We start from the raw sequence: 19011 nt of genomic DNA on the forward strand, positions 1-19011 counted from the left end.
CGAAGGAAAGATGAACCATGACCATTCGCACCCGCATCGTGCTCGGCGTCTCGGCTGCCGCTCTCTCGCTAGGCCTCGCATTTGCGCCGGCCGCCTTTGCTCAGGACAAGATGGGCAAGGACGACGGCATGATGAAAAAGGACACGATGTCCAAGGACGGCATGATGAAGAAGGACCACATGTCCAAGGACGACGGCATGAAGAAGGACCACATGTCGAAGGACGGCATGAAGAAAGACGACGGGATGATGAAGAAGAACTGATCCCTGCTCGTCGTCGCGCGACGACCCTTTGGCGGACCGCGCCCTCTCGAAATCCGGCGGCGGCCCTTGAGGCCGCCTCCGGAATGATAGTTTAGTTCAAGTTCAACTGAACGTGACCAGCGAGTCTTACTTGCGCTTTGCCTTGCGGGCGGCGTAGCGCGCATCGCGCTTGGCCTTCTGCTCGGCCTCGAGCGCAGCCTGCCTCTCGGCGGCTTCCTCAGCTTCCCGCGCGATCCGCGCAGCTTCGGCGGCCTTGGCCTCTTCCTCGAGGCGCTTCTGCTCGGCCTTTTCGGCCTCGCGCGCGGCCTTTGCCTCGGCACGCTTGGCCGCGAGTGCCTCGCGTTCAGCACGGCGCGCGATCACCGCCGGATCATCGGGGCCCGGCTGCGATTTGAACTTGTTCAAAAGATTCTTGCGGGCATCCTGTGCCGCCTTTTGCCGGTCTGCGAAGCCGGGTTCCCTGAATCCACTCATCGACGAGCCTTGTCTTCCTCGCTTTCGATCCTACATCGGTGCCTGTTGGTACGTCGGCTGGGCATAGCAGGCGCCACGCGACGCAGAAGCGTGTACATCGGCGCGCGTCGCGAAGCCACCCATAATCGCAGCCGATCAGGTCAACGAAAAATCGCCCCCCGACGATCTCTCGTAGCCCGGAAAAACTGCTGAATTGTGATCTCCCTCATAAGGGAGCACACGGGCGACGCCTAGCGTCCGCCCGCTACGAGACGGAGCACGGGCATGACAATCTCAAGACCAAGCCTGAAGGCGCTCGCGGTTGCCTTTGCCCTGGCAAGCGTGGCCGGCGCCGCGCTGCTGCTTGCTCGTCCGCAGCCCATCGAAAGTGCCGTGCTGGGAGCGGATTGGGAATGCACCCGGACCGCATTCGTGCTCACGAGCTGCGCACCGCGCGTCCAGGAGGCCATTCCGGCGGTCGAAACCTCGCGCAGGGATCCGGTCCCGCCGACCCGGGGCTGATCGGGCTGTGACGCGACGCCGCAGAGGTGGTAAAGCCAGCGCGCCAGCGTGCCCAGGCGGCCATGTCGAAGCCAGAGCCCAGATCCAAACCGGGCGAGGAGCGCCATCCTCGACCGAACCGTCAGCCCAAGCGTCCGTCAGGCGGCGACCGCCGCGGCGCGCTCGCGGGATTGATCATCGCGGTCGTGATCCTCGGCGTCGGCTGGTGGCTTGCCCGAGATCTGACGGCAGCCAGCAAGATGCAGGATTGCCTGATGTCCGGGCGAAGCAATTGCAACGTGATCGAGCCGGCTCGCTAGCCGCGCTCCAGCACGGCCCGTAGGGCTGAAAAAAGGTCCCGCTCTTAATCATTTGTAACGGGACTTAGCCGATCAAGCAGGGCAGTGATTTCGGCCGGCATCAGCCCGACGCGCGGCGATTCGTCGATCGCGCCCGGGAAGCACGGCCGTGGAAAGAGCAGGGGGCTAGCGCGCATGAGTGCGTCCAAACGCATCAAGATCATCATTCCCGTGGTCTCCGCCATCTCGTTGGTCGCGCTGTCGGCGCAAGCCCAGGAGGCCAGGCCGCCGAAAGACGCCGGCCCACCGCCGGCCGGGCCGGCTGCAGGCGCGCCGCCACAGGCCAATCCGGCCATGCGCAAGGGCCCTCCGCCCCAGCAGGCGGCCCGGCCTGCGCAGCCCGGCGGTCAACCCAATGCAGGTCACAACGCCGGCGGCCCGCCGCCCGGACGTCACGTTGCGCGCGGTCCTGCTCCGGCACGGGACTGGGGCGGACACACCTATCGCGGCAATCTCGCCTGGGAGGGCGGACGCTGGCGCCACGAAGTCCGCCATGGCCGCTCCGGCTGGTGGTGGGACGTTGGCGGCGTCTGGTATTATTATCCGCAGCGCATGGCTGGCCCGCCGGCCTACATCTCAGAGGACTATATCGACGACGTGCCGGTGGCCTATGCCCCGCCTCCGGTGGCCTATGCGCCGCCACCTCCGCCGCCGCCACCGGCTGATCCCGGCGCAAGCGCGCTTGGCGGCGCGATCGTCGGCGGCCTGCTGGGCGGCCTGATCTCGGGCAATGCAACAGGGGCTGCCGCTGGCGCGGTCTTCGGCGGTGCGACGGGCGCCATCGCCGGCGCGACCGCGGCATCCCAGCCCGGCTATTACTGGGCGCAGGGCACCTGCTACTACCGCTATCCGAACGGCCAATATGTGCAGGTCGATCCCCGCGCCTGCTATTGAGCTTTCTGTTGAGTTTTCGTGGCCGGATTGAACCATTGAGGCGGGCTTGGCCCGCCTCATCTTTTTGCACGCCGGCGGCCGCTTTGAATTAGCTCTGGCGCTCGCCGCCGCCTCACGCAAATCTCAAAGAAAAATGACGGGATGATTCGCGGGGATATGGGACATGCTGGATGCCATCCAGATCAGCCTGGCGCTTTGGGCCATGATCGTTTGCGGCGGAATTAAACTCTCGCAGGTGCTGCCCAGCCTGATCTAAGGCGCGCTCAGCGGGCAGACCAATCGCTTCGTCTGTCAGGACACGAGCCAGCTGAAGAACGCGATCGAGGCCCAGACCAGGCCGGCGATCCAGGCCACCATGACGGCGCCGATGGTGCCGAGATAGGCGATGCCGAGCAGGTCCGCGCGATGTCGCTGCGTCGGGACGATGACTTCGGTTGCTGCTTTGCGTGTCATGACCGGACATCACCTATGAAGCCTTACCCATGAAGTCTTGGCAGCTGTTTAGCGGAGATGTCGCGGACAGGCTGTGACGTGGTTCACAGATCGGTCCACGAAGACTGGCGGGGGACCCCGCAATCATACGGACGAAATTGCCACGCGCTCGTCCAGATGGCCGGCTAGAGTCTGCCTCATGTACACCGAGTACGATCCGCAGCATGAGGCCGAGGCCGCAATGAAGCGCGCCGCGGAGGCCGAGGGTGCCGACAGGCAACGGCTGATCCAGCTTGCCCTGGCATGGCACGAACTCGCCCGCGATCTGCGCGATGAGCAAGCCGGCGCCTCGCATCCAGCCGGCCACAGGCCTCCGGTCCGATAGCACTGACATGAGAAAAACCCCGTGCTCGGGGGGACAAGCACGGGGTCCTTCAAAGCCGACCGGGGCTGGCGGGTCGGCACCACTCTATTCCGTTACCAACGCGCTGATTGCGCATTCGTTCCCAATCGATCCGGCACTGAAATCCCGTCAAATTGCAGAGACCTCTACCGCAGGAAGCCATCGTTAACGAATGCTCCGCGCGATCGCATTGCGGTCGCGATTCGTGCTTGCGAACGAAGCGGAGTCGGACCGTGAACAAACAAAAAGCCCGCGCAGGGGCTCAGTGTTTTACGCCGCTTCCGTCTTCGGAACGGCGTCGGCATTCACCGACAGCTTGACGACGTCGCCTTCGACGGCACCGACATATTTCGTGTCGATATAGTGATGATGGTCCTTGTGACCTTCCGGGCTGTCCTTGCGCGTCAGCTTTATGCGGTTGCCCTCGAGGCGATCGACGGTGCCGACATGTGCGCCGTCCTTGCCGATGATTTTCATGTGCTCTCTGATGTCAGCCATGCTGTCCTCCTTGCATGGACTCAACTGCGAAGGCGCCTGTTCGTTGCAGCAGGCGCGTTGGACCCGCTTGGTTCTCCAAACGTTGACGCCTGATTGGATCTGTCAAGAAGCGCAATGGAGACCATTCGAGCCTATCTGCAGCGCAAGCACGAGGAACTCAGGCTGTTGAACGGCGGCCTGAGAAGCCCGCTCGATTTGGCGCCTCCCTGTTCCGTCGACGATGTCGTTCGTTCCAAATTCCAGATCACTGCCGCGCTCAGGGCGGAGCACGAATTGCACGAGTGGAAGGCGACGGAGACAGCCTGGTCGCATACGGCCGATCCCGCCAGCGGGCCGTTCGAGTTCAGTTACGACTACCAGCGGGCCGATCTCACGGTACGCGGCCCGTCATTCTACGAGCTCGACGGCGGCTGCACGAGCACGGCGATCTACACCGCTTCGGGGATGGCGGCGATCTCCGCGGTACTGCTTGCCTCCGCGCGGATCGTCGCGAAGGCCGATATCCTGTTGCTGCCAGGCTCCTACGGCGAGACGCTGGAGCTGATCCGAAGCTTCATCCCGCATTTGCGGATCGAGGCCTTGAAGCTGCCGCTCGGCGAGGCGTTTACACGGGGGAGTGCGCGGCGGATCCTGCTGCTGGATTCCTGCTCGGTCGCCGGCGCCATCGAGGCGGTGCTGCGCCGTGACGGCTCGGGCCTCGATCTCCTAATTTTCGACACGACGTGCTTCGCCGGCAGGTCGGGGCGCATCAGGCGGGTTTTGAGGTGGGCCGGGCGACACGGAATTCCGCTGGTGCTGGTGCGAAGCCACAACAAGCTCGATTCGCTCGGAGCGGAATATGGCCGGCTCGGCTCGGCCGTTTTCGTGCACGGGCATGAGCGTCGACCGAGGGCAGGGGGAGTTGAATGGACACGTCTCGCGTCCGAAACCCGCAACGCGGTGCGGCTGCTCGGCGGCGCGGCATTGCCGGCCCACTTCCCGCCCTTCGCCGGCAGCGCGGCGTATTGGGCGCTGATGAAACGGCGCGTGGCGGCGATCCTGCGCAACGGCCGAAGCTCGGCACGATATTTTGCCGCCGAGATCCCGGCACTCTCGGCTCAGCTTCGCTTCACCCACGGTCTCTACGTGACCCTTCGCGGAAGGCGCGCGCTCGACGAGGCGGCAGCGCGGCAGGCTGCCGAGGACATGAGCTGCGAATTGCGCCGCGAGGGCTTTCCCCTTCGCCACGCCGGCAGCTTCGGCTTCGACTTCGCCGCGACCGAATGGTTTCACGACGCCACGACCGATCAGTACAGCGTCCGGGTGGCGGTCCCGGACCTGCCGACGGAGGTGTGGGGCGATCTCACCGCTTCCATTGCGCGGTGGTGGCGCGGTCATCAGCCGGCAGGTGGTGGATAGCCCGGCAGGAGGGCGCGCCGATCAGTCGACCGCCAGGCAATATTCCAGTTGCGGCTTCTCGCGGTCGCGGCGCGTCCACCCCTGAAGGGTAAATGCAGGCTGACCTTGTCCCGTTGCGGCGCCAAGGATTGAGGCTTGGGCCAACTTGATGGGCTTTGTGATCGCATTGGTGTTCACGACGCCTGCGTCGACTGCCAAATACGATATCGCAACGACCGCGACCGCAGATGCGATCGCCATTCTCGTCAGCTCGGATTGCTGCATTCAAAACCTATCGGACGCATCTCGCCCGGCGCTTACATAGGGCTGATCGGCGCCGGTCAAAGGCCGGCATATGGTTACCCACGCGTTCGTGAAGAACGGCGGACAACGAGCTGGCGATCCCGGCAGGACTCGAACCTGCAACCCGCGGAGTAGAAATCCGCTACTCTATCCAGTTGAGCTACGGGACCGTCTTGAGCCGGCCGGTATGGGCCGGCCGGATTGGCCAGCTGGCCGTTCATGTAGCATGCCAATATGAAAAATTGGGTGTTTCGCCAAGCCTGAACCGAACCGTTTTCCTCAGTGCGGCGACAAAGCGGAACGGTGGGGTGTCAGGGTGCCGGGTTGAGCGGCAGCGGACTGGACGATGGATCACATCGCCGGGAACGCTGAACAGCTTCCGGGACACGGCCGCCGGTCGACTGGTCAGGTAGTGCTGCGCCATCAGGACGGCGTGCGCAGCGGTATCTCGGCCGGTCTCCTCTGGGCTTGCCTTGTCATGGCGAAAGCGACGCTTTGCACCTTCTGGTTCCATCGCCTTGAGTCCGTCACCTTTCCGCGCATTTCATTTGCCGCCGCGGCGTTCGTCCGCGCTTTCCGGGAGTCCTCCATGATCGGTCTTGTTCGCGCCGTCACAATCTGCGCCGCGCTGGCGCTCGGCCTCGTCGCTGCGCAGGCCGCCGACAAGGCGTTCAAACGCGACGACCTCGCCGATTCCGCGATCAAGCTGGAGGCCCAGATCAAGAGCGAGGCGGGGCCGGTCGCCAAGTCCAACGCGACGCTGAAGACGGACGCCGACGCCGCCTTCCGGCGCAATGATTATCGCACCGGCCTTTCGGTGCTCGGCCAGATCGCCGCGACAACGCCCGAGGATGCCGGCAACTGGCTGCGGCTCGCCAAGGTCATCTTCCAGATCTCGCCGAAGAGCTCGAGCGAGCAGACCTTCCTGCTGGAGCGCGCCTCGACCGCGGCCTACATCGCCTACCAGCGTGCCGGCAATGCGGGCGAGGAGGCCGACGCGCTCGCCGTGCTCGGCAAGGCGCTGGCCGAACGCAAGCTGTGGCGGCCGGCACTGGATGCGCTGCGGCTGTCGCTCGACATGCGCGAGGTCGCCGACGTCCGCGGCCAATATGAGAAGATGCGCGACGAGCACGGTTTCCGGCTGCTCGACTATACTGTGGACTCGGACTCGGCGAGCCCGCGTGCCTGCTTCCAGTTCTCCGAGGAACTCGCCAAGCGCACCGATTTCGCGCCGTTCCTGGCTCTCGCCGGGCAGGACAAGCCGGCGCTGTCGGCCGAAGGCAAGCAGCTCTGCGTCGACGGGTTGAAGCACGGCGAGCGCTACAACATCAATTTGCGCGCCGGTTTGCCGTCGACCGTGAAGGAGGGGCTGCCGAAATCGGCCGAGTTCAACATCTATGTCCGCGACCGCAAGCCGTTCGTGCGCTTCACCAGCCGCGCCTATGTGCTGCCGCGGACCGGCCAACGCGGCATTCCCGTCGTCAGCGTCAACACGCCCGCGGTCAACATCAACGTCTTCCGGATCGGCGACCGCAACCTGATCAACACGGTGGTCGACAGCGATTTCCAGAAGACGCTGTCGAAGTACCAGCTCAGCGAGCTCGGCGACGAGCGGGGCGTCAAGGTCTGGACCGGCGAGCTTGCGACCGCGACGACGCTGAACCAGGACGTCATCACGGCATTCCCGGTCGACCAGGCGCTCGGCGAGCTCCAGCCCGGTGTCTACGTCATGACGGCCGCGGCCAGGAGCTCGGACGAAGTCTACCAGCTCGCCACGCAATGGTTCATCGTCTCCGACCTCGGCATCTCCGCTTACTCCGGCAATGACGGCATCCATGTCTTCGTCAACTCGCTGGCGTCGACCGATCCGGTCAGCAAGGCCGAGGTGCGCCTCGTCGCCCGCAACAACGAGATCCTGGCGACGCGCAAGACCGACGAGACCGGTCACGTGCTGTTCGAGGCCGGCCTTGCGCGCGGCGAGGGCGGATTGTCGCCGGCGATGTTCACGGTCACCGGCGAGAAAGCCGACTATGCCTTCCTGAGCCTGAAGACGTCGGCCTTCGATCTGTCCGACCGCGGCGTTTCGGGGCGCGCCGTGCCGGCAGGCGCCGATGCCTTCGTCTATGCCGAGCGTGGCGTCTACCGCTCCAGCGAGACCGTCTTCCTCACCGTGCTGCTCCGCGACGGGCAGGGCAATGCCGTCACCGGCGGGCCGATGACGCTGGTGGTCGAGCGCCCCGACGGCGTCGAATATCGCCGCGCCGTGCTGGCGGATCAGGGTGCCGGCGGCCGCACGCTGTCCGTGCCGCTCAATTCGGCCGTCCCGACAGGAACGTGGCGGGTGCGCGCCTTCACCGATCCGAAGGGGGCTTCGGTCGGCGAGACCACCTTCATGGTCGAGGATTACGTGCCCGATCGGATCGAATTCGACTTGTCCGCCAAGGACAAGCTGATCAAAGCTAACGCTCCAGTGGAGCTTAAGGCCGACGGTCATTTCCTCTACGGCGCCCCAGCCTCGGGCCTTCAGCTCGAAGGCGACATGCTGATCGCGCCCGCGGCCGAGCGGCCCGGCTTTGCCGGCTACAAGTTCGGCGTCGACGACGAGGAAACCACCTCGAACGAGCGCACTCCGCTGGAGAACCTGCCTGAGGCCGATGCCAACGGCGTTGCGACCTTCCCGGTGACATTGGACAAGCAGCCGGCCTCGACGCGTCCGCAGGAGGCCCAGATCTTCGTCCGCATGGTCGAGACCGGCGGCCGCGCCGTCGAGCGCAAGATCGTGCTGCCGGTCGCGCCCGCGACGGCGCAGATCGGCATCAAGGCGCTGTTCGGCGACAAGAACGTCGCCGAGGGCGACAAGGCCGAGTTCGACGTCGTGTTCGTCTCGCCGGAGGGCGAGAAGCTGCGCCGCGACGGTCTGCGCTACGAGCTCCTGAAGATGGAGTCGCGTTACCAGTGGTACCGCCAGAACAATTACTGGGAGTATGAACCGGTCAAGTCGACCTCGCGCGTCGCGGACGGTGACGTCACGATCGCCGCCGACAAGCCGACGCGGATCTCGCTCGCGTCGCAGCCCGGCCGCTACCGGCTCGACGTCAAGTCGAACGACGCCGACGGCCCGGTGACCTCGGTGCAGTTCGACGTCGGCTGGTATTCCGACGGCAGCGCCGACACGCCGGACCTGCTGGAGACCTCGATCGACAAGCCGCAATACGCCTCCGGCGACACCATGACGGTCTCGGTCAACGTCCGCAGCGCCGGCAAGCTGACCGTCAACGTGCTCGGCGATCGCCTGCTGACGACGCAGACCATCGACGTCAAGGAAGGCACCGCGCAGGTGAAGCTTCCGATCGGCACGGATTGGGGCACCGGTGCCTATGTGGTGGCGACGCTGCGCCGTCCGCTCGACGCCGCGGCCCAGCGCATGCCAGGCCGAGCGATCGGGCTGAAATGGTTCGGCATCGACAAGCAGACCCGCACCTTGCAGGTGAAGCTGACGCCGCCTTCGCTGATCCGGCCGAACTCGACGCTGAAGGTCCCGGTCAAGCTCGACGGGCTCAATCCGGGCGAGGACGCCAAGATCGTCATCGCCGCCGTCGATGTCGGCATCCTCAATCTCACCAATTACAAGCCGCCGGCGCCGGACGATTATTATCTCGGCCAGCGCCGCCTCAGCGCCGAGATCCGCGATCTCTACGGCCAGCTGATCGACGGCATGTCCGGCACGCGCGGCCAGATCAAGTCCGGCGGTGATGCCGGTGCAGGTGAGCTCCAGGGCTCGCCACCCACGCAGAAGCCGCTCGCGCTCTATTCCGGCATCGTCACCGTCGCTGCCGACGGCACCGCGGACGTGAGCTTCGACATTCCGGAGTTCGCCGGTACCGCGCGTGTGATGGCGGTGGCGTGGACCGCGACCAAGCTCGGTCGCGCCAACACCGACGTCGTGATCCGCGATCCCGTCGTGCTGACGACGACGCTGCCGCGCTTCCTGCTCAATGGCGACCACGGCACCGTCAATCTCGAGATCGACAATGTCGAGGGCCATGCCGGCGACTACGTCATCAATGTGAAGGCGGGCGGCCCGGTGAAGATGACCGGCAATCCCGCAACCACGGTGAAGCTCGCCGCCAAGCAGCGCAATTCGTTCTCGCTCGCGCTCGATGCGACCGCGGCGGGGCAGGCGACGCTCGACGTCGACATCAGGGGACCGAACGGCCTGGCGCTGGCGCGTCACTATGCGTTCGACGTCAAGGCGGCGACGCAGGTGCTGGCGCGGCGCTCGATCCGGACGCTGGCGAAGGGCGAGAGCCTGACGCTGACTTCGGACATGTTCTCCGACCTCGTGCCGGGCACCGGCAGCGTCTCGGTCTCGGCCAGCCTGTCGACCGCGCTCGATGCGGCGACGATCCTGAAAGCGCTCGACCGCTATCCCCATGGCTGCTCGGAGCAGATCACTAGCCGGGCCATGCCGCTGCTCTATGTCAACGAGCTCGCGGCTGGCGCGCATCTCGCCATGGACACCGAGGTCGACCAGCGCATCCGCGATGCGATCGAGCGGCTGCTGGCCCGCCAAGGCTCGAACGGCTCGTTCGGCCTGTGGTTGGCCGGCGGCGACGACGCCTGGCTGGATGCCTATGTGACGGACTTCCTGACCCGCGCCCGCGAAAAAGGCTTCGCGGTGCCGGACGTGCTGTTCAAGAACGCGCTCGACCGTATCAGAAACTCCGTCGTCAATGCCAATGAGCCGGAGAAGGACGGCGGGCGCGATCTCGCCTACGGCCTCTACGTGCTCGCCCGCAATGGCGCAGCTCCGATCGGCGATCTCCGCTATCTCGCGGACACCAAGCTTGCCAACCTCGCAACCCCAATCGCGAAATCGCAGCTTGCGGCGGCGCTGGCCCTGGTCGGCGACCGCAACCGCGCCGAGCGGGTCTATGGCGCGGCGCTCGACAGTCTTGCGCCCAAGCCTACGCTGGAATTCGGCCGCACCGACTACGGCTCGCAGCTGCGCGATGCCGCAGCATTGGTGTCGCTCGCCAGTGAAGGCAACGCGCCGAGGGCGACGCTGACGCAGGCGGTGTCGCGGGTCGAGACCGCCCGCGGGCTGACGCCCTACACCTCGACGCAGGAGAATGCGTGGCTGGTGCTGGCGGCGCGGGCGCTCGCCAAGGAGAACCTCTCGATCGAGGTCGATGGCCAGCCGGTCAAGACCGCTTTGTACCGCAGCTACAAGGCAGACACGCTGAGCGGCAAGCCGCTGAAGATCACCAACACGGGCGATGCGCCGGTGCAGGCGGTCGTCTCGGTATCGGGCTCGCCGGTGACGCCGGAGCCGGCGGCGTCCAACGGCTTCAAGATCGAGCGCAGCTACCACACGCTCGACGGCAAGCCCGCCGACATCAGCAAGGTCAAGCAGAACCAGCGCTTCGCGGTGGTGCTGAAGATCACCGAGGCCAAGCCCGAGTACGGTCACATCATGGTGTCCGACTATCTGCCGGCCGGTCTTGAGATCGACAATCCGAAACTGGTGTCGTCGGGCGACAGCGGCACGCTGGACTGGATCGAGGACGGCGAGGAGCCTGAAGACACCGAGTTCCGCGACGACCGCTTCACCGCGGCCGTCGACCGGGCCTCGGATTCCAAGTCGGTCTTCACCGTCGCCTATGTCGTGCGCGCGGTCTCGCCCGGCAAATACGTGCTGCCGCAGGCCTATGTCGAGGACATGTACAATCCCTCGCGCTATGGGCGGACTGGCACGGGCAGCGTCGAGGTGCGGGCGGCGAAGTGAGTGATGGGGCAATGAGCGAAGGCAACCAAGCATCTCGTCATTCCGGGGCGGCTCGAAGAGCCGAACTACGGCGCGCAATTGCGCGCCTGAGAATCCCGAGGTTCCGGGTCTGGTCCTTCGGACCATCCCGGAACGACGACAGGAGAGGAGGGCGCACCACCATGCGCATCCTCTCCGCAGCCGCGCTCACCTTTATCCTCGCCATCATCGCCTTCGTCACCTGGGTCTACTCCCTCGGCCCGCTGCCGCTCGACGAAGCCCGCCAGGTCTCCACCACCATCATCGATCGCAACGGCAAGCTGCTGCGTGCCTATGCCATGGCCGACGGCCGCTGGCGGTTGCCGGTCGATGCCAAGACCAACGTCGATCCGACCTACCTGAAACTGCTGTTCGCCTATGAGGACCAGCGCTTCTACGCCCATGACGGCATCGATCCACTGGCGCTGGGGCGCGCCGCGATGCAGCTGGGAACGCGCGGTCACATCGTCTCGGGCGGCTCGACCATCACGATGCAGCTCGCCCGCCTGATGGAGCCGCGGCGGCAGCGCTCGCTCTACGCAAAGCTGCGGCAGATCGTGCGTGCGATCGAGATCGAGCGCAGCATGAGCAAGGAGCAGATCCTCGATCTTTATCTGGCGCTCGCGCCCTATGGCGGCAATCTCGAAGGCATCCGCGCGGCGTCGATCGCCTATCTCGGCAAGGAGCCGAAGCGGCTGTCGCTGGCGGAGGCGGCGCTGCTGGTCGCGCTGCCGCAATCGCCGGAGACGCGCCGGCTGGATCGCTTTCCCGATGCTGCGCGCAAGGCGCGCGACCGCGTGCTCGACCGCATGGTCGAGGAGCATGTGGTCAGCGCTGACGACGCCAGGCAGGCCAAGGCGGTGCCGGTGCCGAAACTGCGCAAGCCGATGCCGATCCTGGCGCCGCATGCCTCCGACACCGCGCTGTCGACAATCAAGGACACGCCGATCATCGAGCTGACACTCGATGCGAACCTGCAGAAGGTGCTGGAGCCGCTGGCGCGCGACCGCGCCATTGCGCTGGGTCCGAACATCTCGGTCGGCATCATCGTGGTCGAAAATGAGAGCGGCGACGTGCTCGCGCGGGTCGGCTCGGCCGATTATTTCGACGAGAGCCGGGCAGGGCAGGTCGACATGACCCGCGCCGTCCGCTCGCCCGGCTCGACACTGAAGCCCTTCATCTACGGGCTCGCCTTCGAGGACGGCTTCGTCCATCCCGACAGTCTGATCGACGACCGGCCGGTCCGCTTCGGCTCCTATGCGCCGGAAAATTTCGACATGACCTTCCAGGGGACGGTGCCGGTAAGGAAAGCGCTGCAATTGTCGCTGAACGTGCCGGCCATCGTGCTGCTTGACCGCGTCGGCTCGAGCCGGCTGGCCTCGCGGCTGCGGCAGGCCGGCGGCAGCCTCATCCTGCCCAAGGACGAAGCGCCCGGCCTTGCCATGGGCCTCGGCGGCGTCGGCGTGACGCTCCAGGACCTCGCCCAGCTCTATGCCGGCTTCGCCCGGCTTGGGACCACCAAGCCGCTGCGCGAGATCGTCACCGCCAAGGACGATCGCGAGCCGCTCCGGCTGCTGGATCAGGTCGCAGCCTGGCAGGTCGGCAACGTCCTGCTCGGCACGCCGCCGCCGGAAAACGCCGCCCACAACCGCATCGCCTTCAAGACCGGCACCTCCTACGGCTATCGCGACGCCTGGTCGGTCGGCTTCGACGGCCGCATGACCATCGGCGTCTGGGTTGGCCGCCCGGACGGAGCGCCGGTTCCCGGCCTGATCGGACGCGTCGCCGCCGCGCCCATCCTGTTCGACGCCTTCGCCCGCAGCGGCAAGACGCTGGCCCCCTTGCCGAAGCCGCCCAAGGGAACCCTGGTCGCAAGCAACGCGAAGCTGCCGCTGCCCTTGAAGCGGTTCCGTCCGGTTGGCGAACTTTTGCGAAGCGGGGGCGAGCAGGCGCTGCACATCCAGTTTCCCCTGAACGGCTCGCGGATCGACGTCGATCGATCAGGTGGCCGGGAGAGCGCAGCCATGCCAGTCAAGGTCGCCGGCGGCGTGCTGCCCATGACGGTCATGGTTAACGGCACCGCGCTCGGCGAGATCGACGGCCGCCGGCAACGGCTGATCGATCCGCCCGGCCCAGGCTTTGCACGGCTCACCGTGATCGACGCCACTGGCGCCGCGGACACAGTCGTCATTCGAATTCAATGACCCTGCCTTAAGCGGTTGTGGCCATGGCGGTTTCAGCGTAAGCGGAACCAATGGCCGAGACCTACCCACGCCCCCGTTTTGGAGCCCCCCGCGAGTCGAAATCGCCCGCAAATCCGGGCAGCGGGCTCGTGCGCATGCTCGACATCGTCACCGCCAGCCACGCGCGCGCGGTCGGCTTCCTGGTGCTGTGCGCGCTGCTGCTGTTCCTGCCGGGCTTCTTCACCATTCCGCCGATCGATCGCGATGAGGCACGATTTGCCCAGGCGACCAAGCAGATGGTCGAGAGCGGCGACTACGTCGACATCCGCTTTCAGGAGGACGTCCGCTACAAGAAGCCGGTCGGCATCTACTGGTTGCAATCGGCGACCGTCGAAGCCGCTTCGATGCTCAAGCTGCCGAAGGCCGAATTGCGCATCTGGGTCTACCGGCTGCCGTCGCTGATGGGCGCGATCGGCGCCGTGCTCATGACCTATTGGGCCGCGCTCGGCTTCGTCACGCGGCGCGCCGCGGTGCTGGCGGCGCTGATGATGTGCGCGTCCGTGCTGCTCGGCGTCGAAGCGCGGCTGGCGAAGACCGATGCGATGCTGCTGCTCTGCGTCGTCGCCGCAATGGGCGCGATGGCGCGGGCCTATTTGTCCTGGCAGCGCGCCGAGGAGGAGACGCATCCGCCCTGGAGCTGGCCCGCGATCTTCTGGACCGCGCTTGCGGTGGGCATCCTGATCAAGGGCCCGCTGATCCTGATGTTCGCAGGCCTGACCATCGTCGCGCTCGCGATCCAGGACCGCGACGCCTCCTGGCTGTGGAAGCTGCGGCCGGTCTGGGGCCTGATGTGGATGCTGGTGCTGGTGCTGCCCTGGTTCGTCGCAATCTTCTGGCGCGCGGGCGAGACCTTCTTCGCCGATTCCGTCGGCGGCGACATGCTGAGCAAGATCGGGGCCCAGGAATCCCACGGCGCACCTCCCGGACTGTACCTCGCGCTGTTCTGGATCACGTTCTGGCCGGGCGCGCCGCTGGCGGCGATGGCGGCACCCGCGGTGTGGCGGGCCCGGCGCGAGCCCGGCGCGCAGTTCCTGCTGGCGTGGCTGATCCCGTCCTGGATCGTGTTCGAGGCCGTGCTGACCAAGCTGCCGCATTACGTGCTGCCGCTCTATCCGGCGATCGCGATCCTCACCGCCGGCGCGGTGGAGCGGCGCGTGCTGTCGCGCTCCTGGCTGATGCGCGGCTCGGCCTGGTGGTTTGCGATACCCGCAGCCGCCTCGATCATTGCGGTGGTCGGCGCGGTGATGCTGACGCGGCAGCCCGCCTTCGTGGCCTGGCCGTTCATCGCGGCCGCGCTGATCTTCGGCCTGTTCGCCTGGTGGCTGTTCGATACCAACCGCGCCGAGCGTTCATTGCTCAACGCCCTGGTCGCAGCCCTGATGCTGGCCGTGACGATTTACGGCATCGTGCTGCCGTCGCTGACGCCGCTCTTTCCCAGCATCGAGATCGCGCGCGCGCTTCGCAACGTCACCTGCGTCGGACCGAAGGCGGCTGCGGCCGGCTATCACGAGCCGAGCCTCGTCTTCCTGGCGGGCACCCGGACCTTGCTCACCGACGGTTCCGGTGCGGCGGACTTCCTGCGGCAGGGTAGCTGCCGCTTCGCGCTGATCGAGCAGCGCTCGGAGCGCAGCTTCGTGCAGCGCGCCGAGGCGATCGGGCTGCGCTACAAGGTCGGTGCGCGCATCGACGGCTATAATTTCTCGCAAGGGCGCGCGATCTCGATCTCGATCTTCCGCTCGGAAGGTGCCGAATAGGATGCGGGCCCCGACCGACATTGCGCCGCATGCCGGCTATCCCACGCAATTGCTCGCCGTGTCCTGGGGCGCGCTCGCGCAGCTCGTGCGGTCGCCCTCGCATTCGCGCCGCGCCGAGGCCGCCCGGAGGCTGGCGCGGCATTCGCTGTGGCTTGCCATGGCGGGTGCAGCGCTGGTGATCGTGCTGATGGTCGCGTTCGATCAGACCGAGATCCAGCTGATGCCGCCGCGCGGCACGCCGAGCCTTTGGCCGATCCGGATCCTGACCGATTTCGGCAAGGACGAGTATATCCTCTCGGTGCTGGGGGCTGCGCTGGTGGTGCTGGCGCTCGTAGCGGCCGGGCTGCGTGGGAGCCGTCGCGCGCTGCTGCTCGGCTTCGGCACGAGGCTGCAATTCATGTTCCTGTCGGTTGCCGTGTCGGCGTTCGTCGCCGAAATCTTGAAATATCTCATCGGCCGCGGACGTCCGTTCGTCGGCGGCAAGGCCAACCCGTTCAACTTCGTCCCGTTCGACGGGACGGGGGCTTATGCCAGCCTGCCGTCAGGCCACGCCGTGGCAGCGTTCGCGCTTGCGTTTGCCGTGTCGGCATTGTGGCCGCGTCTGCGCGTCTTCATGTTCACTTACGCAATCGTGATCCTGCTGACGCGCCTGGTGCTGCTGGCGCATCACCCGAGCGACGTCGTGGCCGGCGCGCTCGTCGGAACTGTCGGCGCCCTAGCCGTCCGTTACTGGTTTGCAGCCCGAAGGCTCGGCTTTGCCATCCGCGCCGACGGGACCATCGTGCCGCTTTCGGGGACGGTTTCGGACCGCCTCAAAAGGGTTGCCCGCGGGGCATCTGCCCCATAAAAGCGGCTGCCTGCCGGGACGCCGGTTCCCTGGGGCAGGTCAATTCCAACCACGAGCCTCGATTTGTCGACGTTCCAGCCTTCGGTTTCCATCGTCGTTCCCGTGCGCAACGAAGCCGACAACATCGCGCCCTTGATCGCGGAGATCACGGCGGCGCTCGATGGCCGCTGGGCCTATGAGATCATCTACGTCAACGACGGCTCGACCGATGCGACCGGCGAGCGGCTCGGCGCCATCATGAAACAGCGGAGCAATCTGCGTCAGCTTCGCCATGCAAGATCGGGCGGCCAGTCGGCGGCCGTGCGCAGCGGCGTGCGCGCGGCGCGCGGGGAGATCGTGGCGACGCTCGATGGCGACGGCCAGAACAATCCGGCGTTCCTGCCCGACCTGATCGCGGCGGTCGAGAAGGGGGCAGGGCGCGTCGGGCTCGCTGCCGGCCAGCGCGTCGGGCGCAAGGACACCGGCTTCAAGAAATTCCAGTCGCGCGTGGCCAATGGCGTTCGCAATGCCATCCTGAAGGACGGCACGCGCGACACCGGCTGCGGGCTGAAGGCGTTCCGCCGCGACGTCTTCTTGATGCTGCCTTATTTCGACGGGCTGCATCGGTTCCTCCCTGCGCTGGTCCGCCGCGAAGGCTACGACATCGCCTATGTCGACGTGATCGACCGGCCGCGCCATTCCGGCGTGTCGAACTATGGCTTCTTCGACCGGCTGTGGATCGGCATCATGGATCTCGCCGGCGTCTGGTGGCTGATCCGCCGCAAGAAGCCGACGCCAGAAGTGACCGAGGTGAACGCATGATCATTCAATACGGTCAGGCGCTGAGCAATTATTTCTACGACGTCTTCGTCGCCAAGTTCGACTTCTGGCTGGCATTCGGCCTCGTCGCGCAGCTGTTCTTCACCGCGCGGTTCCTGGTGCAATGGATCGCGAGCGAGCGCGCCGGCAACAGCGTGGTGCCGATGGCGTTCTGGTTCTGCTCGATGGGCGGCGGGCTAATGACGCTGATCTACGGCATCGTGAAGCGCGAGCCGGTCATCATCCTCGGACAAGCGATGGCGACGGTCATCTATCTTCGCAACATCATGCTGATCTGGAAGAACCGCGGGACCGCCTCGAAGACGCTGGACCGCTGATCCAAGGTGTTAGCGCGGCAGCGCCGACGCCGCGCCTGAGGCGGGGAGGGCGGCCGCCTCCGTCTCGGTTTTGCGGTAGGGCTCGCCGGCCGCATCCAGCACAGGATAGGCGACCGAGCAGATGTGCGAATGGATGCGCCTGAGGTCGCGCAGCACGTCGAGATGCAGCGAGGTCGTTTCGATGGTCTCGGAGCGGCCCTCGCGCAGGCGGTCGAGATGACGCTCGACGGCGGCAAGCTCGGTGTTCTTCAGCATGGTCTTTTCCACCAGCAGCTTGCGCGCCTCGTTGGCGTCGCCCGACATGAAGACGCCGAAGGCGATGCGCAGCGAGTCCATCGTGCGTTTGTGGAAGGCGGCGAGCTCCTCGGCCCCCTCGGCCGAGAACTGGAAACGGCGCTTGATCTTCTTGGTGGCGAGCTCGCTCAGGCTCTTGTCGATGATGTCGCCGATATGCTCGAGGTTGATGGCGAAGGAGATGATCTCCATCGCGCGCCGCCCTTCGCTCTCGTCGAGGCTGCCGCGCATCAATTTCGTCACGTAGAGCTTGATGGCCTCGTCCAGACCGTCGACGAGATTATCCATCTTGGAGACCTGGTCGACCAGCGCACGGTCGCCGGTCATCATCGCGGCCATCACCTTGCGCAGCATCACCTCGACGAAGTCGCCCATGCGCAAGGTCTCGCGAGCGGCATCGGCGAGCGCCAGTGAGGGCGTCTCCAGCGCGGTCTCGTCGAGATAGCGCGGCCGGGCCGGGTCGGCCTCCTGCACGCGATCCGGCAGTAGCCGCGTGAGCAGTCGCGACAAGGTATCGAGCAGGCCGATGAAGAGGACGGCCGTGCCGACGTTGAAGGCGATGTGGAAGGCCGCCGTCATCTTCGCGAGATCCGGCTGCCAGGCATGCATGTGCCCGGCGATGACGCTCAGGAACGGCAGCACGAGCCCAATCCCGATCATGCGGTTGACGAGATTGCCGACCGGCAGCCGATAGCTCGCGGGATCGTCGCGCCTCGCGCCTTCGAACACCGGATTGATGGCGCTGCCGAGATTGGCGCCGAGCACCAGCGCCAGCGCCGCCTCCGGCGTGATGAACTGGGAATAGGCCAGCGACATGATCAGAAGCACGCTGGCGACGCTCGAATGCACCGCCCAGGTCACGAGCGCGGCAATGACGATGCAGAGCACGGGATCGCCCGTGACGGCCGACATCACGAGGCGCATGCCGGGTGCGTTCTCCGCCGGCGCCATCGTGTCGAGCAGGATATGCAGCGACAGCAGCATCAGGCCCAGGCCAATGCAGACGCGGCCGATGTCCTTGATCCGGGAGCGCGGTCCCGAGCGGAAGGCGACGAGGCCGAGCACGAACAGCACCGGCGCGACGGCTGCGATGTTGAACGACAGCACCTGCACGATCAGCGTGGTGCCGACATTGGCTCCCAGCATGATGGCGAGGGCCGCGGCGAGACTGACGAGGCCCTCGGCCGTGAACGAAGAGGTGATCAGCGCCGTCGCCGTGCTGCTCTGGAGCAGCGCCGTGAGCGAGAGCCCGGCCGCGAAGGCGCTGGCGCGGTTGCTCAGTGCCTTGCCGAGAAGGCGCCTGAGGTCGGGGCCGAAGGCGCGCAAGATCCCGCTGTGGACCATGTGCAGGCCCCACAGCAACAGCGCAACGCCGCCCATGAGATCGAGCAGAACCAACGTTCCCATGCTCCGTGTCCGGATTGGAGTCGATTGGTGAGGCTAGCGCC

17 protein-coding genes and 1 tRNA gene are annotated in these 19011 nt (G+C 66.1%); 12 read left to right on the forward strand and 6 right to left on the reverse strand.

From position 1 onward, the window contains the following. The first annotated feature begins 17 nt into the window (after positions 1 to 17). Positions 18 to 263, forward strand: a complete 246-nt coding sequence (locus N2604_RS22355) for a pentapeptide MXKDX repeat protein (protein WP_035999609.1) — start codon at positions 18 to 20, stop codon at positions 261 to 263. Positions 264 to 389: 126 nt separating this feature from the next. Here N2604_RS22355 and N2604_RS22360 read toward each other — a convergent pair whose 3' ends face one another. Further along, positions 390 to 737, reverse strand: a complete 348-nt coding sequence (locus N2604_RS22360; protein ID WP_197952632.1) for a DUF6481 family protein — start codon at positions 735 to 737, stop codon at positions 390 to 392. A gap of 264 nt (positions 738 to 1001) precedes the next feature. On the opposite strand from N2604_RS22360, the gene N2604_RS22365 reads away from it, so the two are divergent. The 3 genes from N2604_RS22365 to N2604_RS22375 all read left to right on the forward strand — a co-directional run bounded on the left by N2604_RS22365 (position 1002) and on the right by N2604_RS22375 (position 2470). Then, complete coding sequence (locus N2604_RS22365) at positions 1002 to 1238, forward strand: hypothetical protein (RefSeq protein WP_260370376.1); 237 nt, start codon at positions 1002 to 1004, stop codon at positions 1236 to 1238. A 62-nt stretch (positions 1239 to 1300) separates the two neighbouring features. Then, complete coding sequence (locus tag N2604_RS22370; protein WP_260370377.1) at positions 1301 to 1537, forward strand: hypothetical protein; 237 nt, start codon at positions 1301 to 1303, stop codon at positions 1535 to 1537. Positions 1538 to 1711: 174 nt separating this feature from the next. Continuing rightward, the gene (locus N2604_RS22375) at positions 1712 to 2470 is read left to right on the forward strand and encodes a hypothetical protein (protein WP_260370378.1); all 759 of its coding nucleotides are present in this window, start codon (positions 1712 to 1714) and stop codon (positions 2468 to 2470) included. A gap of 291 nt (positions 2471 to 2761) precedes the next feature. On the opposite strand, the gene N2604_RS22380 is transcribed toward N2604_RS22375, so the two are convergent. Beyond that, positions 2762 to 2923, reverse strand: a complete 162-nt coding sequence (locus N2604_RS22380; protein ID WP_260370379.1) for a hypothetical protein — start codon at positions 2921 to 2923, stop codon at positions 2762 to 2764. Between the two features lie 178 nt (positions 2924 to 3101). Between N2604_RS22380 and N2604_RS22385 the strand changes: the two genes are divergently transcribed. Further along, on the forward strand, positions 3102 to 3287 hold the full coding sequence (locus tag N2604_RS22385; protein WP_260370380.1) for a hypothetical protein: 186 nt from the start codon (positions 3102 to 3104) through the stop codon (positions 3285 to 3287). A gap of 288 nt (positions 3288 to 3575) precedes the next feature. Here N2604_RS22385 and N2604_RS22390 read toward each other — a convergent pair whose 3' ends face one another. After that, positions 3576 to 3803 carry a DUF2171 domain-containing protein gene (locus N2604_RS22390; RefSeq protein WP_025036201.1) on the reverse strand — a complete coding sequence of 76 codons (228 nt, stop codon included), beginning with the start codon at positions 3801 to 3803 and terminating at the stop codon, positions 3576 to 3578. 114 nt (positions 3804 to 3917) lie between these two features. Here N2604_RS22390 and N2604_RS22395 point away from each other — a divergent pair, with 114 nt between their 5' ends. Further along, positions 3918 to 5201 (forward strand): hypothetical protein, encoded by a 1284-nt coding sequence (locus tag N2604_RS22395; protein WP_260370381.1) that lies wholly within the window; start codon positions 3918 to 3920, stop codon positions 5199 to 5201. A gap of 21 nt (positions 5202 to 5222) precedes the next feature. Here the strand turns inward: N2604_RS22395 and N2604_RS22400 are convergent, their stop codons facing one another. Together N2604_RS22400 and N2604_RS22405 are read right to left on the reverse strand one after the other, a co-directional pair. Beyond that, positions 5223 to 5465: a hypothetical protein gene (locus tag N2604_RS22400; RefSeq protein WP_260370382.1), complete on the reverse strand. Its 243-nt coding sequence runs from the start codon at positions 5463 to 5465 to the stop codon at positions 5223 to 5225. Positions 5466 to 5576: 111 nt separating this feature from the next. Continuing rightward, positions 5577 to 5653 (reverse strand) — tRNA-Arg (locus tag N2604_RS22405). 419 nt (positions 5654 to 6072) lie between these two features. On the opposite strand from N2604_RS22405, the gene N2604_RS22410 reads away from it, so the two are divergent. The 6 genes from N2604_RS22410 (at position 6073) to N2604_RS22435 (ending at position 17269) form a co-directional block, all read left to right on the forward strand. Beyond that, complete coding sequence (locus N2604_RS22410) at positions 6073 to 11271, forward strand: alpha-2-macroglobulin (protein ID WP_260370383.1); 5199 nt, start codon at positions 6073 to 6075, stop codon at positions 11269 to 11271. Between the two features lie 161 nt (positions 11272 to 11432). Next, positions 11433 to 13493, forward strand: coding sequence for a penicillin-binding protein 1C (gene pbpC / locus N2604_RS22415; protein WP_260370384.1), 2061 nt, complete (start codon positions 11433 to 11435; stop codon positions 13491 to 13493). Positions 13494 to 13543: 50 nt separating this feature from the next. Further along, positions 13544 to 15286, forward strand: coding sequence for a glycosyltransferase family 39 protein (locus N2604_RS22420; RefSeq protein ID WP_260370385.1), 1743 nt, complete (start codon positions 13544 to 13546; stop codon positions 15284 to 15286). A gap of 1 nt (position 15287) precedes the next feature. Further along, entirely contained in the window at positions 15288 to 16133 is an 846-nt protein-coding gene (locus N2604_RS22425) for a phosphatase PAP2 family protein (RefSeq protein ID WP_260370386.1), read from the forward strand. A 63-nt stretch (positions 16134 to 16196) separates the two neighbouring features. Continuing rightward, on the forward strand, positions 16197 to 16934 hold the full coding sequence (locus N2604_RS22430) for a glycosyltransferase family 2 protein (protein WP_260370387.1): 738 nt from the start codon (positions 16197 to 16199) through the stop codon (positions 16932 to 16934). After that, entirely contained in the window at positions 16931 to 17269 is a 339-nt protein-coding gene (locus tag N2604_RS22435) for a lipid-A-disaccharide synthase N-terminal domain-containing protein (protein WP_260370388.1), read from the forward strand. Before N2604_RS22430 ends, N2604_RS22435 begins: the two co-directional genes overlap by 4 nt. A gap of 9 nt (positions 17270 to 17278) precedes the next feature. On the opposite strand, the gene N2604_RS22440 is transcribed toward N2604_RS22435, so the two are convergent. Next, on the reverse strand, positions 17279 to 18970 hold the full coding sequence (locus N2604_RS22440; protein WP_260370389.1) for a Na/Pi cotransporter family protein: 1692 nt from the start codon (positions 18968 to 18970) through the stop codon (positions 17279 to 17281). Positions 18971 to 19011: the final 41 nt, after the last annotated feature.

It is taken from the genome of Bradyrhizobium sp. CB1015, assembly GCF_025200925.1.
GTDB lineage: Bacteria > Pseudomonadota > Alphaproteobacteria > Rhizobiales > Xanthobacteraceae > Bradyrhizobium.